15 protein-coding genes are annotated in these 14427 nt (G+C 63.7%); 4 read left to right on the top strand and 11 right to left on the bottom strand.

Translation table 11 applies throughout. From position 1 onward, the window contains the following. Positions 1-60 precede the first annotated feature (60 nt). Positions 61-2604 carry a phenylalanine--tRNA ligase subunit beta gene (gene pheT / locus AC3A4M_RS18555; protein WP_498737583.1) on the bottom strand — a complete coding sequence of 848 codons (2544 nt, stop codon included), beginning with the start codon at positions 2602-2604 and terminating at the stop codon, positions 61-63. A 3-nt stretch (positions 2605-2607) separates the two neighbouring features. Next, positions 2608-3687: a phenylalanine--tRNA ligase subunit alpha gene (gene pheS, locus AC3A4M_RS18550; protein ID WP_498737581.1), complete on the bottom strand. Its 1080-nt coding sequence runs from the start codon at positions 3685-3687 to the stop codon at positions 2608-2610. A gap of 233 nt (positions 3688-3920) precedes the next feature. Between pheS and AC3A4M_RS18545 the strand changes: the two genes are divergently transcribed. Beyond that, positions 3921-4349, top strand: a complete 429-nt coding sequence (locus AC3A4M_RS18545; protein WP_498737579.1) for a hypothetical protein — start codon at positions 3921-3923, stop codon at positions 4347-4349. 54 nt (positions 4350-4403) lie between these two features. Next, positions 4404-5465, top strand: a complete 1062-nt coding sequence (locus tag AC3A4M_RS18540; protein ID WP_498737577.1) for an Rv2578c family radical SAM protein — start codon at positions 4404-4406, stop codon at positions 5463-5465. Between the two features lie 71 nt (positions 5466-5536). Here the strand turns inward: AC3A4M_RS18540 and AC3A4M_RS18535 are convergent, their stop codons facing one another. Both AC3A4M_RS18535 and AC3A4M_RS18530 read right to left on the bottom strand, forming a co-directional pair. Next, entirely contained in the window at positions 5537-5818 is a 282-nt protein-coding gene (locus tag AC3A4M_RS18535) for a hypothetical protein (RefSeq protein WP_498737575.1), read from the bottom strand. A gap of 148 nt (positions 5819-5966) precedes the next feature. After that, positions 5967-6413, bottom strand: coding sequence for a (deoxy)nucleoside triphosphate pyrophosphohydrolase (locus AC3A4M_RS18530; protein ID WP_498737573.1), 447 nt, complete (start codon positions 6411-6413; stop codon positions 5967-5969). Between the two features lie 174 nt (positions 6414-6587). Here AC3A4M_RS18530 and AC3A4M_RS18525 point away from each other — a divergent pair, with 174 nt between their 5' ends. Continuing rightward, complete coding sequence (locus AC3A4M_RS18525; protein ID WP_498737571.1) at positions 6588-7847, top strand: MFS transporter; 1260 nt, start codon at positions 6588-6590, stop codon at positions 7845-7847. Here AC3A4M_RS18525 and AC3A4M_RS18520 read toward each other — a convergent pair. The 5 genes from AC3A4M_RS18520 to infC all read right to left on the bottom strand — a co-directional run bounded on the left by AC3A4M_RS18520 (position 7781) and on the right by infC (position 11970). After that, positions 7781-8731 carry a cation diffusion facilitator family transporter gene (locus tag AC3A4M_RS18520; RefSeq protein ID WP_498737569.1) on the bottom strand — a complete coding sequence of 317 codons (951 nt, stop codon included), beginning with the start codon at positions 8729-8731 and terminating at the stop codon, positions 7781-7783. The genes AC3A4M_RS18525 and AC3A4M_RS18520 overlap by 67 nt on opposite strands. Positions 8732-8733: 2 nt before the next feature. Further along, positions 8734-9699, bottom strand: a complete 966-nt coding sequence (locus AC3A4M_RS18515) for a TrmH family RNA methyltransferase (RefSeq protein ID WP_498728530.1) — start codon at positions 9697-9699, stop codon at positions 8734-8736. A gap of 45 nt (positions 9700-9744) precedes the next feature. Continuing rightward, entirely contained in the window at positions 9745-10449 is a 705-nt protein-coding gene (gene rplT / locus AC3A4M_RS18510; protein WP_498728531.1) for a 50S ribosomal protein L20, sunset domain variant, read from the bottom strand. Positions 10450-10565: 116 nt separating this feature from the next. Further along, positions 10566-10760, bottom strand: coding sequence for a 50S ribosomal protein L35 (gene rpmI / locus AC3A4M_RS18505; RefSeq protein ID WP_074702678.1), 195 nt, complete (start codon positions 10758-10760; stop codon positions 10566-10568). A gap of 139 nt (positions 10761-10899) precedes the next feature. Further along, a complete protein-coding gene (gene infC, locus AC3A4M_RS18500) occupies positions 10900-11970 on the bottom strand; it encodes a translation initiation factor IF-3 (RefSeq protein ID WP_498737566.1) in 1071 nt (356 codons plus the stop codon). Positions 11971-12333: 363 nt separating this feature from the next. On the opposite strand from infC, the gene AC3A4M_RS18495 reads away from it, so the two are divergent. Next, positions 12334-12765, top strand: coding sequence for a DUF1844 domain-containing protein (locus AC3A4M_RS18495; RefSeq protein WP_498728533.1), 432 nt, complete (start codon positions 12334-12336; stop codon positions 12763-12765). A gap of 58 nt (positions 12766-12823) precedes the next feature. Here the strand turns inward: AC3A4M_RS18495 and AC3A4M_RS18490 are convergent, their stop codons facing one another. Further along, the gene (locus AC3A4M_RS18490; protein ID WP_498737564.1) at positions 12824-13672 is read right to left on the bottom strand and encodes an SseB family protein; all 849 of its coding nucleotides are present in this window, start codon (positions 13670-13672) and stop codon (positions 12824-12826) included. Between the two features lie 5 nt (positions 13673-13677). Beyond that, the gene (gene priA, locus AC3A4M_RS18485) at positions 13678-14421 is read right to left on the bottom strand and encodes a bifunctional 1-(5-phosphoribosyl)-5-((5-phosphoribosylamino)methylideneamino)imidazole-4-carboxamide isomerase/phosphoribosylanthranilate isomerase PriA (protein ID WP_498728535.1); all 744 of its coding nucleotides are present in this window, start codon (positions 14419-14421) and stop codon (positions 13678-13680) included. Positions 14422-14427 lie beyond the last annotated feature (6 nt).

Genomic DNA, 14427 nt, shown 5'->3' with positions numbered 1-14427 from the left:
CCAACGACGGCGGGGCCTACCAAGGCGCGCCCCGCCGTCGTTGTTCAGTTCGCTTTTTGCTTAACGCTGGACGGCGCCGAACCGTTCGGCGGCCAGAGCCACCGCGGCGGCCCGGGCCTCCGAGGCCTCATCGGCCGTCAGCGTGCGGTCATCGGCGCGGAAGCGCAGCCCGAAGGCCAGGGACTTCTTGCCGTCTTCAATGCCTGTGCCGGCGTACACGTCGAAGAGCGCGATGTCCTCCAGCAGTTCGCCGGCGCCCTCGCGCAGGGTCTCCCGCACCGCCTCGGCCGCCGTGTCCGCATCCACCACCAGCGCCACGTCCTGCGTGGCCACCGGGTAGGTGGAAAGGTGCTTGGCGACAATGACGTCCGGGGCGGCCTCGAAGAGCGCATCCGCGTTGAGCTCCAGCGCGACCGTGCGTTCCGGCAGGTCCTGCGCGGCGAGCAGCTTGGGGTGCAGTTCACCCGCGTAGCCCACGCTCTGGCCGTTGCGCAGCGAGATCCTCGCCGTACGACCTGGGTGGAAGGCCTGGTGCGAACCTTGCTCCACCACCAGTTCGACGCCGAGCACGTCGCCCACCAGTCGCGCAGCATCCAGCGCGTCTGCCCAGTCCCAGGGGCGCGGGGTGTGGTTGGCACCGGCGGGCGAATCGTGACCCATGAAGACAGCCGCCAGGTGCAGCGGCTGCTCGGGAATGCCCGAGTACAGCTCGTCCAGCACGTCTTCCGACGGGCGTACGCCCAGCGGCGGGATCTCCGCCGAGCCGAGGCGGCCGTTGGGCAGGAAGACCAGCCCGGCCTCGTACAGGGCCAGGTCGCGGAAGCCGCGGGAGTGGTTCCGGCGCGCCGTTTCCAGCAGCCCCGGCAGCACGGAGGTCCGCAGGTAGCCATGCTCATCGCTGAGCGGGTTGGCCAGCTTGAGCGCGCTGCGTTCCTCGCCGTCCGCCGCGGCACCGAAGCTGTCGTTCGCCGCCTTGGTGACAAACGGGTAGGAAAGCACCTCGGTCAGGCCCGCGTCCGCGAGCGCCTGCATGACGCGCCGGCGCTGCTGCTGCACGCGGGTCAGGCCGCGCCCGGGAGGCGCCACCGGCAGGGTCGCCGGGATCTGGTCGTAGCCGACCAGACGCGCGATCTCTTCAGCCAGGTCTTCCTTGATCTCCAGGTCCTGGCGCCAACTCGGCGCCGTCACCTTGTACCCGCCGTCGTACTTTTCAACGTCCGCGCCCAGGTCCGTGAGCGCCACGGTGATCTGCTCCTCGGTGAAGTCGATGCCGATCCGTTCGGCGGCAAAGCCCGCCGGCAAATCAATAACGACGGCGGCCGGTTCCTGCCCGGCGTCGGTCACCGTGGTGTCAGCGGTACCGCCGGCCAGCTCGGTCAGCAGGTCCACGGCGCGCTGCGCGGCCTCGTCGGCAACCTGCCAGTCCACGCCCCGCTCGAAGCGCTTGGACGCCTCGGAGGGGAGCTTGTGGCGGCGGCGGGAGCGGGAGATGCTGACCTCTTCGAAGTGGGCCGCTTCGATGAGCACGTTGACCGTGCTGTCCGATACTTCGGTGGCCGCTCCGCCCATCACGCCGGCGATGCCGATGGCGCCGGACGCGTCGGTGATCAGCAGGTCCTCGGGATCCAGCTTGCGCACCTTGTCGTCGAGCGTCCGCAGCGTCTCCCCCGCGTTGGCGCGGCGCACCACAATATCGCCCTGGAGCCGGTCCAGATCGTAGAAGTGCAGCGGCTGGCCCAGCTCGAGCATCACGTAGTTTGAGATGTCCACCACTAGCGAGATGGAACGGATGCCGGCCAGGCGCAGGCGCGAAGCCATCCAGGTCGGCGTCGGCCGGGTGGGGTCCACGCCGCGCACCGTGCGGGCGACAAACCTGTCGCAGCCGGGCTTGCCGTAGATGGGTGCCTGGTCTTCCAGTCGCACCGGGTAGCCGGGACCGCTGGAAGGATCGACGACGACGGCGGCTGCCGGGTCCTTGAACTCGGTACCCGTAGCATGGGCGAATTCGCGGGCCACACCACGGATGGAGAAGCAGTAGCTGCGGTCCGGGGTCACGTTGATCTCGGCTGCCTCGTCATAGAGGCTGAGCACCTCGAGGGCGTCCGCCCCGATTTCGGGATCCAGGCCCAAGGTGCCGAGCACCAGGATGCCGTCATGGTCATCGCCGATGCCGAGCTCGCGCACGGAAGCGATCATGCCGGCGGAAACGTGGCCATAGGTCTTGCGCGGGGTGATCCTGAAGTCACCGGGCAGCACGGCGCCGGGCAGGGTGACGACAACCTTGTCCCCCGGCTCGAAGTTGTGCGCGCCGCAGACAACGCCCTGCACGCCGGAGGGGTCAATGCCGTCTCCGGTCAGGGTCTGCTCCTGGCCCTCCGGCACCACGCGGACCTGGCACCAGTTGATGGTCTTGCCGTTGGACTGCGGTTCCTTTTCGGCCGAGAGCACCTGCCCGACGACCACCGGGCCCTTCAGTTCGTCGAGCGGACGGTGGACGTCCTCCTCTTCGAGACCGACCTTGACCAGCTCGGCCATGACATCTTCAGCGGTTGCTTCCGCCGGTACCTGGGCATACTCGCGCAACCAGGAAAGTGGGATACGCATTACTTAGATCTCCATCCCGAAGTGTTCGCTGAACCGTACATCGCCTTCAATCATGTCGTGCATGTCGCCGACCTCGTTGCGGAACATCAGCGTGCGTTCGATGCCCATACCGAAGGCGAAGCCCGAATAGACCTCCGGATCGATTCCGGCCGCGCGCAGCACGTTGGGGTGCACCATGCCGCAGCCGCCCCACTCGATCCACTGCGGGCCGCCCTTGGCACCCGGATGCCAGATGTCCAGCTCCGCGGAAGGCTCGGTGAAGGGGAAGAAGTTCGGGCGCAGCCGGATGCTGGCGTCGGCGCCGAACATCTGCCGGGCGAAATGCTCCAGCGTCCCGCGCAGGTCAGCCATGCTCAGGCCCTTGTCGATGGCCAGGCCTTCGAACTGGTGGAACACGGGTGTATGGGTGGCGTCCAGTTCGTCGGTCCGGAACACCTTCCCCGGGCACAGCACGTAAATCGGCACCTCGCGCTCCAGCATGGAGCGGACCTGGACCGGAGAGGTATGCGTGCGCATCAGCAGGTGGGCTTCCGGCGGCTCCACGAAGAAGGTGTCCTGCATTTCCCGCGCGGGGTGGTCCGGCTTGAAGTTCAGCGCGTCGAAATTGAACCACTCGGACTCCACCTCGGGACCTTCGGCGATTTCCCAGCCCATCCCGACGAAGATGTCGCTCACGCGTTCCTGCAGGATGGACAACGGGTGCCTGGCACCAGCACGACGACGGCGCGGGGCGGCCGTAACGTCCACGGCCTCATCCACGAGGATCTGTGCATCCCGCTCCGCTTCGAGCTCCTCGGTGCGGGTAGCCAGCGCCTTGTTCAGCCGTCCTCGCGCCGGGCCCACGAGCTTGCCGGCCGCAGCCTTTTCTTCCTTGACGAGCTTGCCGATCTCGCGGTTGGCCAGGCTCAGCGGCGACTTCTCACCGGTGTGGGCGATGCGGGCAGCCTTCAGCTCTTCAAGGTTGGCGGCAGCGGCAATCGCGGCCAGCGCCTGCTCGACGGCGGCGCCAATGGCAGCCTCGTCCAGCGGATGCGGCACAGCGGCGGCCTGCGGGGTCTCAGTCCCCAATGTGGTTTCAGACATGTATGTTCTTACCTATTGATTCTGTATGCAGGTGTGTCTTCGGCTCATGAACAGGTGCCTCGAATACGCTATTGCAGCGCTTCAGGTGCCCGGCACTTCGGTCATGTCTCAGCACAAACAGTCTAGTGGACAGTGCCCACACCTCCGGCATCGAGGGAGCGCATGCCAGTTGCCAGCTATGAGCAGACGCGCCCTCCGGGAGGCGCTGCACGTGCAGAACCTATGATGTTGGCATGACCGCCGGTGAGCGCCTGCGCCGCTTCCTGAACCTGATCAACCTCTCCACCCTGGTGGGGCTCGCCGTCGCCAAGGCCGCGGACTGTTCCCTTCAGCATGGCCCCCGCGGCCTGCTTGTTGCGCAGGGTTACACCTGGCCGGCGCCGAAAGCAGCGGCCTTCACGCTGGGAAACGTAGTGCTGCTCCGCCCGACGGCCGCGCATCTGGCGGCCAATCCGGTCCTGATGGGCCACGAGGCACGCCACAGCACCCAGTACGCGTGCTGCCTGGGACTGCCCTTCCTGCCGCTGTACGGCGCGGCCGCGCTCTGGTCGCTGCTGCGGACTGGCGATCCGGCCTCGCGCAATATCTTCGAACGGTGGGCAGGCCTGCGTGAAGGCGGTTATTCCGAGCGGCCACTACGGCGCCGACGCACGAGGGACTAGGACGGATCCGGGCAGCCCTTGCAGAATACCTCGAACGTGTGTTCGAATTGCTTTATGCGTTGGGACGGGCAAGCTTTGGATTCTGTTGATGATCTGGCTTTGCCGGGCCTTGCGAAGATGGCAGGCCTGGTGCGCTCCACGCAAACCCCCGAGTTCAGCGGGGTCACCTTCCACGAAATTGTTTGCAAATCCGCACTCAGCAAAGTTCCCGCGCAGTCGGCCATGCCGTTCGAATGGACCATCAATCCCACCCGCGGCTGCCTGCACCAATGCACCTACTGCTTTGCGCGCAAGACCCATGAGTACTTGGATCTGGATGCCGGGCGGGACTTTGACACCCAGATCATCGTCAAGACAAACATCGTGGAAGTGCTTCGCCGCGAGCTGGCCCGGCCATCGTGGAAACGGCAACCAGTTGCGCTGGGAACAAACTCGGATCCCTACATGCGTGCCGAGGGCCGCTACAAACTCATGCCCGGCATTATCGAAGCTCTTGCCGAATCCGGAACGCCGTTCTCCGTCCTCACCAAGGGGCCCCTGCTCAAGCGGGACCTGCCGCTCCTGGCCAAGGCCGCCGAAAGCGTGGACATTGGAATCGGCGTGTCTCTTGCTTTTGCGGATACACGGCTTCAGCAGCAGGTCGAGCCAGGGACACCCACGCCCAAGGCCCGGCTGGACCTCATCAAGGCGGTTGCGGACGCAGGCTTTAATTGCAACGTCATGGCCATGCCAATCCTGCCGTGGCTAACCGACGGGGACGAGCATCTGGACCGATTGTTCTCCCAGCTGGCTGCCGCTGGAGCGTCGGGCGTCACAGCGGGCGCCCTGCACCTGCGCCCAGGTGCGCGGGAGTGGTATCTGCAGTGGCTGGGTAGGGAATACCCGCAGCTTGTAGGCAGGTACGACGGACTTTACAACGGCGGCACTTACGCGTCCAAGGACTACCGCCAGTGGCTGGCAGGACGGGTGGCAAAGCTCAAAACCCGGTACGCACTATCCGGCGGCGCCGCCCATCTGCGCGTCCGCACGGCCGCCCCGGCAGCCGAGGAGCAGGCTCCGGCCGCTGGAGCGACAACGCCGGAGGCGTCGCCGGCCCTGCAGCCCACGCTTTTCTGACCGTCGGGCACCCTCCCGGAAAGTCGTAGAGGCAAATTTGTGGTGGCTCAGTCAGCGGCCGTCTCCATCCTCTAGCGGGCCGGGAGCCTGTAACCCCACTGGGTGTCCGGTACGGCCGTGCGTATGCGAGCTTCGCCTTCGGCCCGCTTCTGCCCTCTCAACCATGTCGGCAGCACGGCGGCGGGCAGCCAGAACCATACTGTGATCCCTGCCACCAGCAGGGCGGCGAGCAGCAGTCCGTAAACGACCGTCAGCACTGCGGCGTCGATCTCCTGTACGGTCCGGTAAGCGGTCAGGAGCAGGAGTAAGAGTCCGACGAAGAAGCCTGCGAACGTCGGATAGCCGGTTGTCATGTGGATCCGCGTCCACCAATTGCGCCAGACTCCGAAATGTGCCAGCAGCCCGAGGAGAACTACCAGCAGCCCGAACAGCAAAATGCCTACCCAGACACTGGCCCCATCTTCCCCCGGCTCCTTCGTTCAGTTCACCGTACCCATTCGTTCAGGATCGAGCGATGTCCGCCTGATCAACCGACTCCAGGACAGCCATGATGATCGGAAGATCGGCTGGAATCCAAGGCAGGGCATTGAGTTCCGCGTGCCGCAAGGGCACCCACCGCAGCTCGTCATGGTCCTCAAGCGGGCGAGGTTCGCCGTCGAGAATTCGCGCGTTCCAGACCCGCATCGTGGCAGCATCGTTGAGCTGCCAGCCCTGTTCCAGCGGACCTAGGACCTCCGTGCCGAGCTCGACGTCGACACCTAACTCTTCGCGGATTTCACGCAGTAGTGCATCTTCGCAGCTCTCTCCCGGCTCCACCTTGCCTCCCGGAAATTCCCATAGGCCGGCCAAGGATTCCGGTGCCGTTCTCCGGGCGACCAGGAGCTCGGAAGGCTTCGAAAGAGAGTCCAGAATCGCGGCTCCGACGATCTGTTTTAGAGGCTGTTCCACGGAACCGAGTCTACCGACTGTGCAACGACTCCCCGGAGACGGCCCGCCGCCTCGGTTAGAGTGGAAATGGACAACGACGTCGGCGCGTTGCATTCCCACCATCTGCCGGCAGAAGCCTTGCGCCTATACCTCCGCCTGCTGGCTGCCTGACTTCGACCGAGAGCTTCTGCATTCATGACTTCCAAATCCGTCCGACCCGTCAGACAACCCGGTGACAGCACCCATGTTGTCTGGGCGATCATTGCCCTGGCCGCGGGCGGATTTGGTATTGGAACAACGGAATTCGCCATCATGGGCCTGCTGCAGGACGTGGCTGAAGGTCTGCAAATCAGCATTCCCCAGAGCGGCCAGCTGATCTCGGCCTACGCCCTGGGCGTGGTCGTGGGTGCGCCCATCCTGGCCGCACTCGGTGCCAGAGTTCCGCACAAATACATGGTTCTGGGACTCATGGGGTTGTTCACCATCGGCAACCTCTCGTCGGTGGTGGCGGCGGATTACACAACCATGCTCCTGACCCGCTTCCTGTCCGGTCTCCCCCACGGCGCCTATTTCGGCGTCGCTGCCGTCATCGCGGCCTCCCTTGTTGCCCCGGCCAAGCGCGCCCAGGCCGTGGCCGCCGTCATGCTGGGGCTTTCTGTGGCTAACGTGGTCGGAGTTCCGCTGGTTACTTGGCTTGGCCAGCAATACGGCTGGCGGCTCATGTTCGTGGCCGTGGGCATCATGGGCGTCATTACCCTGCTCCTCCTCCAGCGTTTCGTCCCATTCACTCCTACTCATGCGGAAGCGAGCATCCGCAAGGAGCTCAGCGCACTCAAACGCATCCAGGTCTGGCTGGCTTTGCTCATCGGCATCGTCGGCTTCGGCGGTTTTTTCGCGGTGTATTCGTATATCAGCCCAACCATGACGGATGTCACGGGCGTACCCGAATCCGCACTGCCGCTGATCGTGGGACTGTACGGCCTCGGCATGGTCGCCGGAAACCTTATTGGTGGCCGGCTTGCCGACCGCTCGGTTATGGGCAGCATCTACATAGTCATGACGGCGATCATTATCGTGCTGGTGCTGTTCTGGGCCGCTGCCGGCATCCCCTGGCTGGCGATCCCGCTCGTCTTCCTGCTTGGCGCCGCAGGCTCCAGTCTGATCCCGGGGCTGCAGACCCGCCTGATGGATGCCTCACCCGATGCACAGACACTGGCTGCCTCGCTGAACCATTCGGCCCTCAACATGGCGAACGCACTGGGTGCCTTCCTCGGCGGGGCCGTCATCGCCGCCGGCTGGGGATTCAAAGCCCCTGCCCTCGTCGGCGCCGGATTGGCGTTCCTCGGACTGGCGGTTGCCGCTATTTCCGGCCTCCTTGATCGCCGCGGTCAGGCTCCTGTTGCTTCCGAAGCCGCTGATGCTCTCTCCGCCCGGAAGATATCCGGCTCCAAGTAGATCACGCGGGCAATCGGCACAGCCTCACGGATCCGCTGCTCCGCGGCATCGATCGTTTCGGCGATCTCGCGGCCTGATTCGCTGTGTGCGATAGTGACCTTCGCAGCCACCAGCAACTCCTCGGGGCCCAAGTGCATCGTCTTCAGGTGAATGATTCTGGTCTCGTTGTCGGCGCCGATTGCCTCTTCAATCAGCCTGATGTGTTCCTTGGTCGCAGACTCCCCCAGAAGCAGCGACTTTGTTTCGATCGCCAGGACGACAGCGATTACCACCAGCAGCAGGCCGATCATTGCCGTGCCAACAGCGTCCCAGACCCCGTCGCCGGTCAGCAGAGTCAGGCTGACGCCAAAGAGTGCGAAGACCAGCCCCAGCAATGCCCCTATGTCCTCGAGCAGGATGACCGGAAGCTCCGGCGACTTGGCGTTGCGGACGAACTGGACCCAACTCTTCTTTCCACGGACGTGGTTCGACTCGACGATGGCGGTGCGGAGGGAAAACGATTCCGCGATGATCGCACCGATCAGGACAGCGAGCGGAACCCACCACCAGACGCCTTCAATAGGATGCGGGTCCTGCCACTTGTGGTATGCCTCGTACAGCGCAAAGAGCCCGCCGACGCTGAAGAGTACGATCGAGACAATGAAAGCGTAAATGTAACGGTCCCGGCCGTATCCGAACGGATGCTGCGGGCTGGCCTGCCGGGCGGCACGTTTACCGCCGACGAGGAGCAGTACCTGGTTCCCCGAGTCGGCCACGGAGTGTATCGCCTCTGCCAGCATCGAGGATGAAGCGGTGAGAACATAGGCCACGAATTTCAGAACCGCGATGGTCAGGTTCGCCGTCAAGGCCGCAATAATCGCCTTGGTACCTCCGCCGGCTGCCATGGCTACTCCGTTTCTAGACGCTGGGTTTCTAGATTCTCAGTTTCCTCAAAGCTATACCGATCCCGCTGCGCCCGGGCCGAGGCATACAAACAAACTGTCGCTGCGGTTCCAACATTGAGACTTTCGGCTTCCCCGTAAATCGGTACGGCGACACGCCATTGCGCCGCATCCAGTTCAGCGGTCGATAGCCCCTTTGCCTCATTGCCAAAGAACCATGCGGTCGCTTCCTCGAGGCGCGGCATCTTCAATTCTGCACCCACGACGTCGACATCACCTCCGCCCTTGAGCCGGCGCCCGGCGCTTTGGTCCTGCAGCCGATCGAGATCTACGTTTCCGTACCCATCGGCAGCCAGCAGAGCAAGGCCGTGCTTGCGGAGCTCATCGGTGAGCGGGATGAAATCCTGACCCGTGACGATGGGCAGGTGGAAGAGCGATCCGGCGGTCGAGCGGACAGCTTTCGGATTGTAGATGTCAACGCTTCCCTCAGTGAGGATCACCGCATCGGCCCCGGCGGAATCGGCCGCGCGGAGAACCGTCCCTGCGTTGCCAGGATCCTGGACACGGCACATGACTGCCAGCAGCTTCGGGCCTGCCGCCAATACGTCCCTCAGGGGCCGGTCCAGGAAATTGCAGACGGCGACGATGCCCTGCGGGCTGACTGTATCTGCCATGGCAGATACAACTTCCTCGGTGGCGTACCTCAGAGGGACCCCGGCTGCGAGGTCGGCCAATTCGGGCAGCCGTTCGAGACACGGTTCGGTCGCGAATACTTCAACTACGACGCCCCTTCCACCGGGGACGGCAGCGGCACGGTGCGCAGCCAATGCTTCGCGGACTGCCTGCGGACCTTCGGCCAGGAACTGCCTGCGCTTTAAACGCACTGAGCGCCCGGCAAGCTTGGCTACGTCTTTGACCCGATCTGCTCGGGGGTTCGACATAACGGCTTGCGGGCGCCCAGTAGTGCTCATAAAGCGACTATAGCGTCACCGCAGATGCTGCTTGAAACGGCAGTCTTACTCGGCGATCTTCTGGCGTGCCTCGCCACCTGCAGGCTCGTAGCCGGCAGCCTTGGCGGACGCAACAGAGTCAAACCAGTACTGCGCAGCAGTCTGCTCGTACCAGGTGGAGCCCGGAACGTGGTACTTGTTGGACTCAGCGTTGCCCTTGATGGTGAATCCCTCGGGGGCGGGCTGACCGTCAACCACAAGAACAGCACCGGCGGGAGCTTCGGTGTTCTCAGCGGCAGCAGCTTCGCTCTTTTCGGCCTTTGCGGGGGCCGTCTCGGCCTTCTTCGCAGCCTTGGCAGCTTCAGCCTTCTTAACGGCCGGCTTTGCCTCAGCAACTGCAGGAGCGGAGGTGTCAGCGGGGAGGGAATTCTTGGCGATCTGAACCAGGGCAGCGAATGCGTTGGCATCCGAAACAGCCAGCTCGGCAAGCATGCGACGGTCAACCTGGACCTCGGCGGCCTTCAGGCCCTGGATAAGGCGGTTGTAGGTCAGGCCGTTGGCGCGGGAGGCAGCGTTGATGCGCTGGATCCAGAGACGGCGGAAGTCACCCTTGCGCTTGCGACGGTCGCCATAGCTGTACACGAACGAGTGCAGCAGCTGTTCCTTGGCCTTGCGGTAGAGACGGGACCGCTGTCCGCGGTATCCCTTTGCGCGTTCCAGGATTACCCGGCGCTTCTTATGGGCATTAACCGCCCGCTTCACACGTGCCACGTGCGTACTCCTTAAGTGTTGATACCCAGAAGCCGGAGTTGTTGTTCCTCAGGCTTGGGAGCTAGTTGAAAAGATGTGGCGGACCGGATGATCCCACCGTGAATCAGAAGGAAGAGCTAGATGCCCAGCATCTTCTTGATGTTCTTCACATCAGCCGGAGCCACGATCTTGTCGCTGGCCAAACGGCGCGTGAGAGTGGAAGCCTTGTGCTCCAGGTAGTGACGGCGGTTAGCCTGCTGCCGCTTGAGCTTGCCCGTACCGGTGAGCTTGAAGCGCTTCTTGGCGCCACTGTGGGTCTTCTGCTTCGGCATAGCTGCCGTTCTCCTTACGTCTTCCTCCGGCCATAAGGCCATCGGTTCATGCGGTACCCGATTCGGGTACCGGCGGTGTACATGTCTGCCGGACACCGGATGCAAGCTGCAACCGGTACCAGATGAAACCCGGCGTGGTTCAGCTCTTGGAGCTGCTCCGGCCGGAAGGCTTGGGTGCTGCAGGTTTGGCAGGCGCCTTGGCCGCGGCAGGTTTCGGCTTGGCCATGGGCTTCGGCATCGGAGCCGGAGCCTTAGCTGCGGGCTTCGGTGCCGGAGCTTCCGCCTGAGCCGGCGCAACCTTCGCTGCCGGAGCTTCCGCCTGAGCCGGCAGAACCTTCGCTGCCGGAGCTTCAGTCTTAGGCGCCGGAGTCTCAGCCTTAGCCGGGGCAGCCTTCGCTGCCGGAGCTTCCGCCTCGGCCGGTGCAACCTTCGCTGCCGGAGCTTCAGTCTTAGGCGCCGGAGTCTCGGCCTTAGCCGGGGCAGCCTTCGGTTCCGGAGCCTCGACCTCGAGAGCCTGCGCCTCTTCCTCGGGCGCCTCCTGCACGGGTGCAGCTTCTGCCGTCGCCTCAGAAGGAGTCGGCTCTGCGGCGGCCTTGGTCAGCTCTTCGGGCAACAGATCGCCCAAGCTCTGGGTCATCGGAGCCTGATCCGAGGAAACGTCTACGCGCTCCTTCTTGGCTTCGTTGGCTGCCTTTGCTTCGGCTTTCTGGGCTGCCCGACGCGCTTCTGCCTTGGCCTCAGCCTTGTTCTTAAGCGGTCCGATAACCATCACCATGTTGCGGCCGTCAATGCGAGGGCTGGATTCGACCACGCCGACCTCGGCGACATCATCAGCGAACTTCTGGAGCAGGCGAATACCCATCTCCGGGCGCTGCTGCTCACGGCCACGGAACTGGATCATGGCCTTGACCTTGTCCCCGGCACCGAGGAAACGCATAGCGTGACCACGCTTGGTTTCGTAGTCGTGCTTGTCAATCTTCAGTCGGAAACGGATCTCCTTGAGGACCGTATTCGTCTGGTTCTTGCGCGCTTCACGGGCCTTGACTGCAGCTTCGTACTTATACTTGCCAAAATCCATGAGCTTGCACACCGGAGGCTTGGCCTGCGGTGCGACCTCAACAAGATCCAGATCCGACTCGGAGGCCAGACGCAGGGCGTCCTCAATACGGACAATACCGACTTGTTCTCCAGCCGGTCCTACCAACCGCACCTCAGGGACGCGGATCCGATCATTGATTCGTGGCTCGCTAATGTGTTGCTCCTGTTGTTCTGGTAACGAGTACCGCCTGCAATAAAAGAAGGCCTCCGATTGCACGCGCAATCGAAGGCCTCGAACGTCGGCTGGGAAACGACACCGCACGACGGGCGCTTCCTGTTCATCCTCGCTGTCCGACAAGACTGCGACAATGAACATGCCGACCAGGAACCCGGCAGCTCTGGAATATCCATGCCAACAGGTGGGAGAGGTCTCCGCTTGCATATTGATTCGGGTTGCTTCCGCCGGCCTGTAATGCCGTGTGCTTTTGGGCACGAAAATAACTTGAATCAATCGGTCTGTGACAAGCTTACCAGTATGAGCACGCCAGATAACAATCCTGCCCCAGAAACAGACCACCGCCACAGTTTCGAATCCGCCGCGGGTTCCGAGCCCGGAGCCAGCACTCAGGAGCAGGAAGTCCTGACCCAGATGCGCGACATCGCCGAAGTTCCGGCGGTAGAGGTCATCACCACCGCCGCTGTCCACCTTATGAGCGCCGCGGCCGTCAAATGCGGCTTGGCCGCCGGCGACGATGCCGAAGAGCTCAAAGATCTGGACGAGGCGCGGAAACTGATTACGGCCTTGGCAGGCTTCGTGACCGCTGCCGCACCGGAAATTGGCAGTCAGCATGCCGGTCCGTTGCGGGATGGACTGCGTTCCCTGCAGCTGGCATTCCGGGAAGCATCGACGATTCAGGACGAACCGGGCAAGGGCCCGGGCGAAAAATACACCGGCCCGGTCAGCTGAGTCTGGCTCGTCTATATCAAGTTCGACGCCGGAGTCTCGCTCCGGCGTCGAACTTTTATTATCGGGTGAAGCTGATCTCCAGGGAGTCCACCCGCTCCATAAAGTCCGGGTCGCCCCCCAGCCTCCGCTGCAAACGTGCCGCCAAGGCCTGCAGTTCCGCCCGCCCAAGGCCCTCACGAACCTTGAGCACGAGCCGCAGTTCAGGACCGGCTCCGCCACCGGCAACAATCTTGCCGGTGGCGGTTTTTGCCCCGATTCCTCCGCCGGGCGCCAGACCGACACTGCTGATATCGGACTCCACCGCGACTGCCTGCGAAACGATCCCCGTCAACCATTCGTCTTCGTAGGACGGCACCCATTCCTGCTGTTTGGCCAGCGCCCACATGGCCGGCCGACGAACGACGAAAGTAAGTTCAGCACCAGGATCAACAACAAGCAGTTCCGCCTTCTCGGCGACCGCGGAAAGTGCGGCACGTGCGGCGTAGACAGCCACAGGCCGCGCCTCCGAATGCCAGGCTTCCAAGGCGGCGATGGAGGTAAACACGGGTAGCGCGCGTCGACCATCCGGAGCCTGCACCGTCACGAGCGCCATGTCCGCCTGTTTGTCCGCAGACAGTCCGTGGACACCGGCTTCTTCCTCTGCCAACTGCGTGACAATCGGTACAAAGACACGCGCCGTCGCCAGAGCGCGGACAACATCCGCTTCGCCACCGCTGCCGTCGATGAGCGCGGACAATGCTTCAGTGTAAGCAGCGTCGGCGGTGCCGTCGTCCTGGCCGAAATTATGCAGCGGATTGCCCTGGCCGCTCAGGTCCCGTCCTTCCCAGGACCGTCCAGCGGAGTCGGTGCTTCCGCCGGCACCTGCCAGCGCCGCCGCTATGTGTCCGGGAAGCTCTCGCTTTTCCACTTCGGTCAGCGACGGCCGGCGGTATCCAGAGCCTGCGGCAAGGTAAAGGCACCAGCGTAGAGTGCTTTACCCACAATCGCGCCTTCAACACCGTGCGGCACCAGAGCACGCAGGGCGACAAGATCATCGAGACTTGAAATTCCACCGGAGGCAACGACCGGCTTTTCCGTTCGCGCGGCTACTTCCTGCAGCAGCTCGATGTTCGGGCCCTTGAGGGTACCGTCTTTGGTCACGTCGGTAACAACATAGCGTGCGCAGCCGGCATCCTCGAGACGAGCCAGCACCTCCCACAGATCGCCGCCCTCCTTGGTCCACCCGCGCGCTGCCAACGTCGTGCCGCGTACATCAAGCCCGACGGCGATGGCGTCGCCGAATCGGTCGATCGCCCGGGCGGTCCATTCAGGATTCTCCAGCGCAGCAGTGCCGAGATTCACGCGAGCTGCGCCGAGTTCCAGCGCTCGCTCCAAGGAGGCGTCATCCCGGATACCTCCCGAAAGCTCAACCTTGATGGAGAGTTCCTTGACGACGCGCTGGAGTAATTCGGAGTTCGAACCGCGGCCGAAGGCGGCGTCCAGATCTACCAGGTGGACCCACTCAGCGCCGTCGTTCTGCCAAGCCATCGCAGCGTCCAATGGATCGCCGTAGCTGGTTTCGCTGCCGGCCTCGCCCTGAACGAGGCGGACGGCCTGGCCATCGGCAACGTCCACTGCGGGTAACAGTTCCAGAATCGGGGCGTTGTCTGTAGTCATTCGGTA

The organism is Arthrobacter sp. Soil_C_60 (assembly GCF_057656375.1).
The sequence above is the reverse complement of the archived record's forward strand: the minus strand, read 5'-3'. Positions and strand labels throughout refer to the sequence as shown.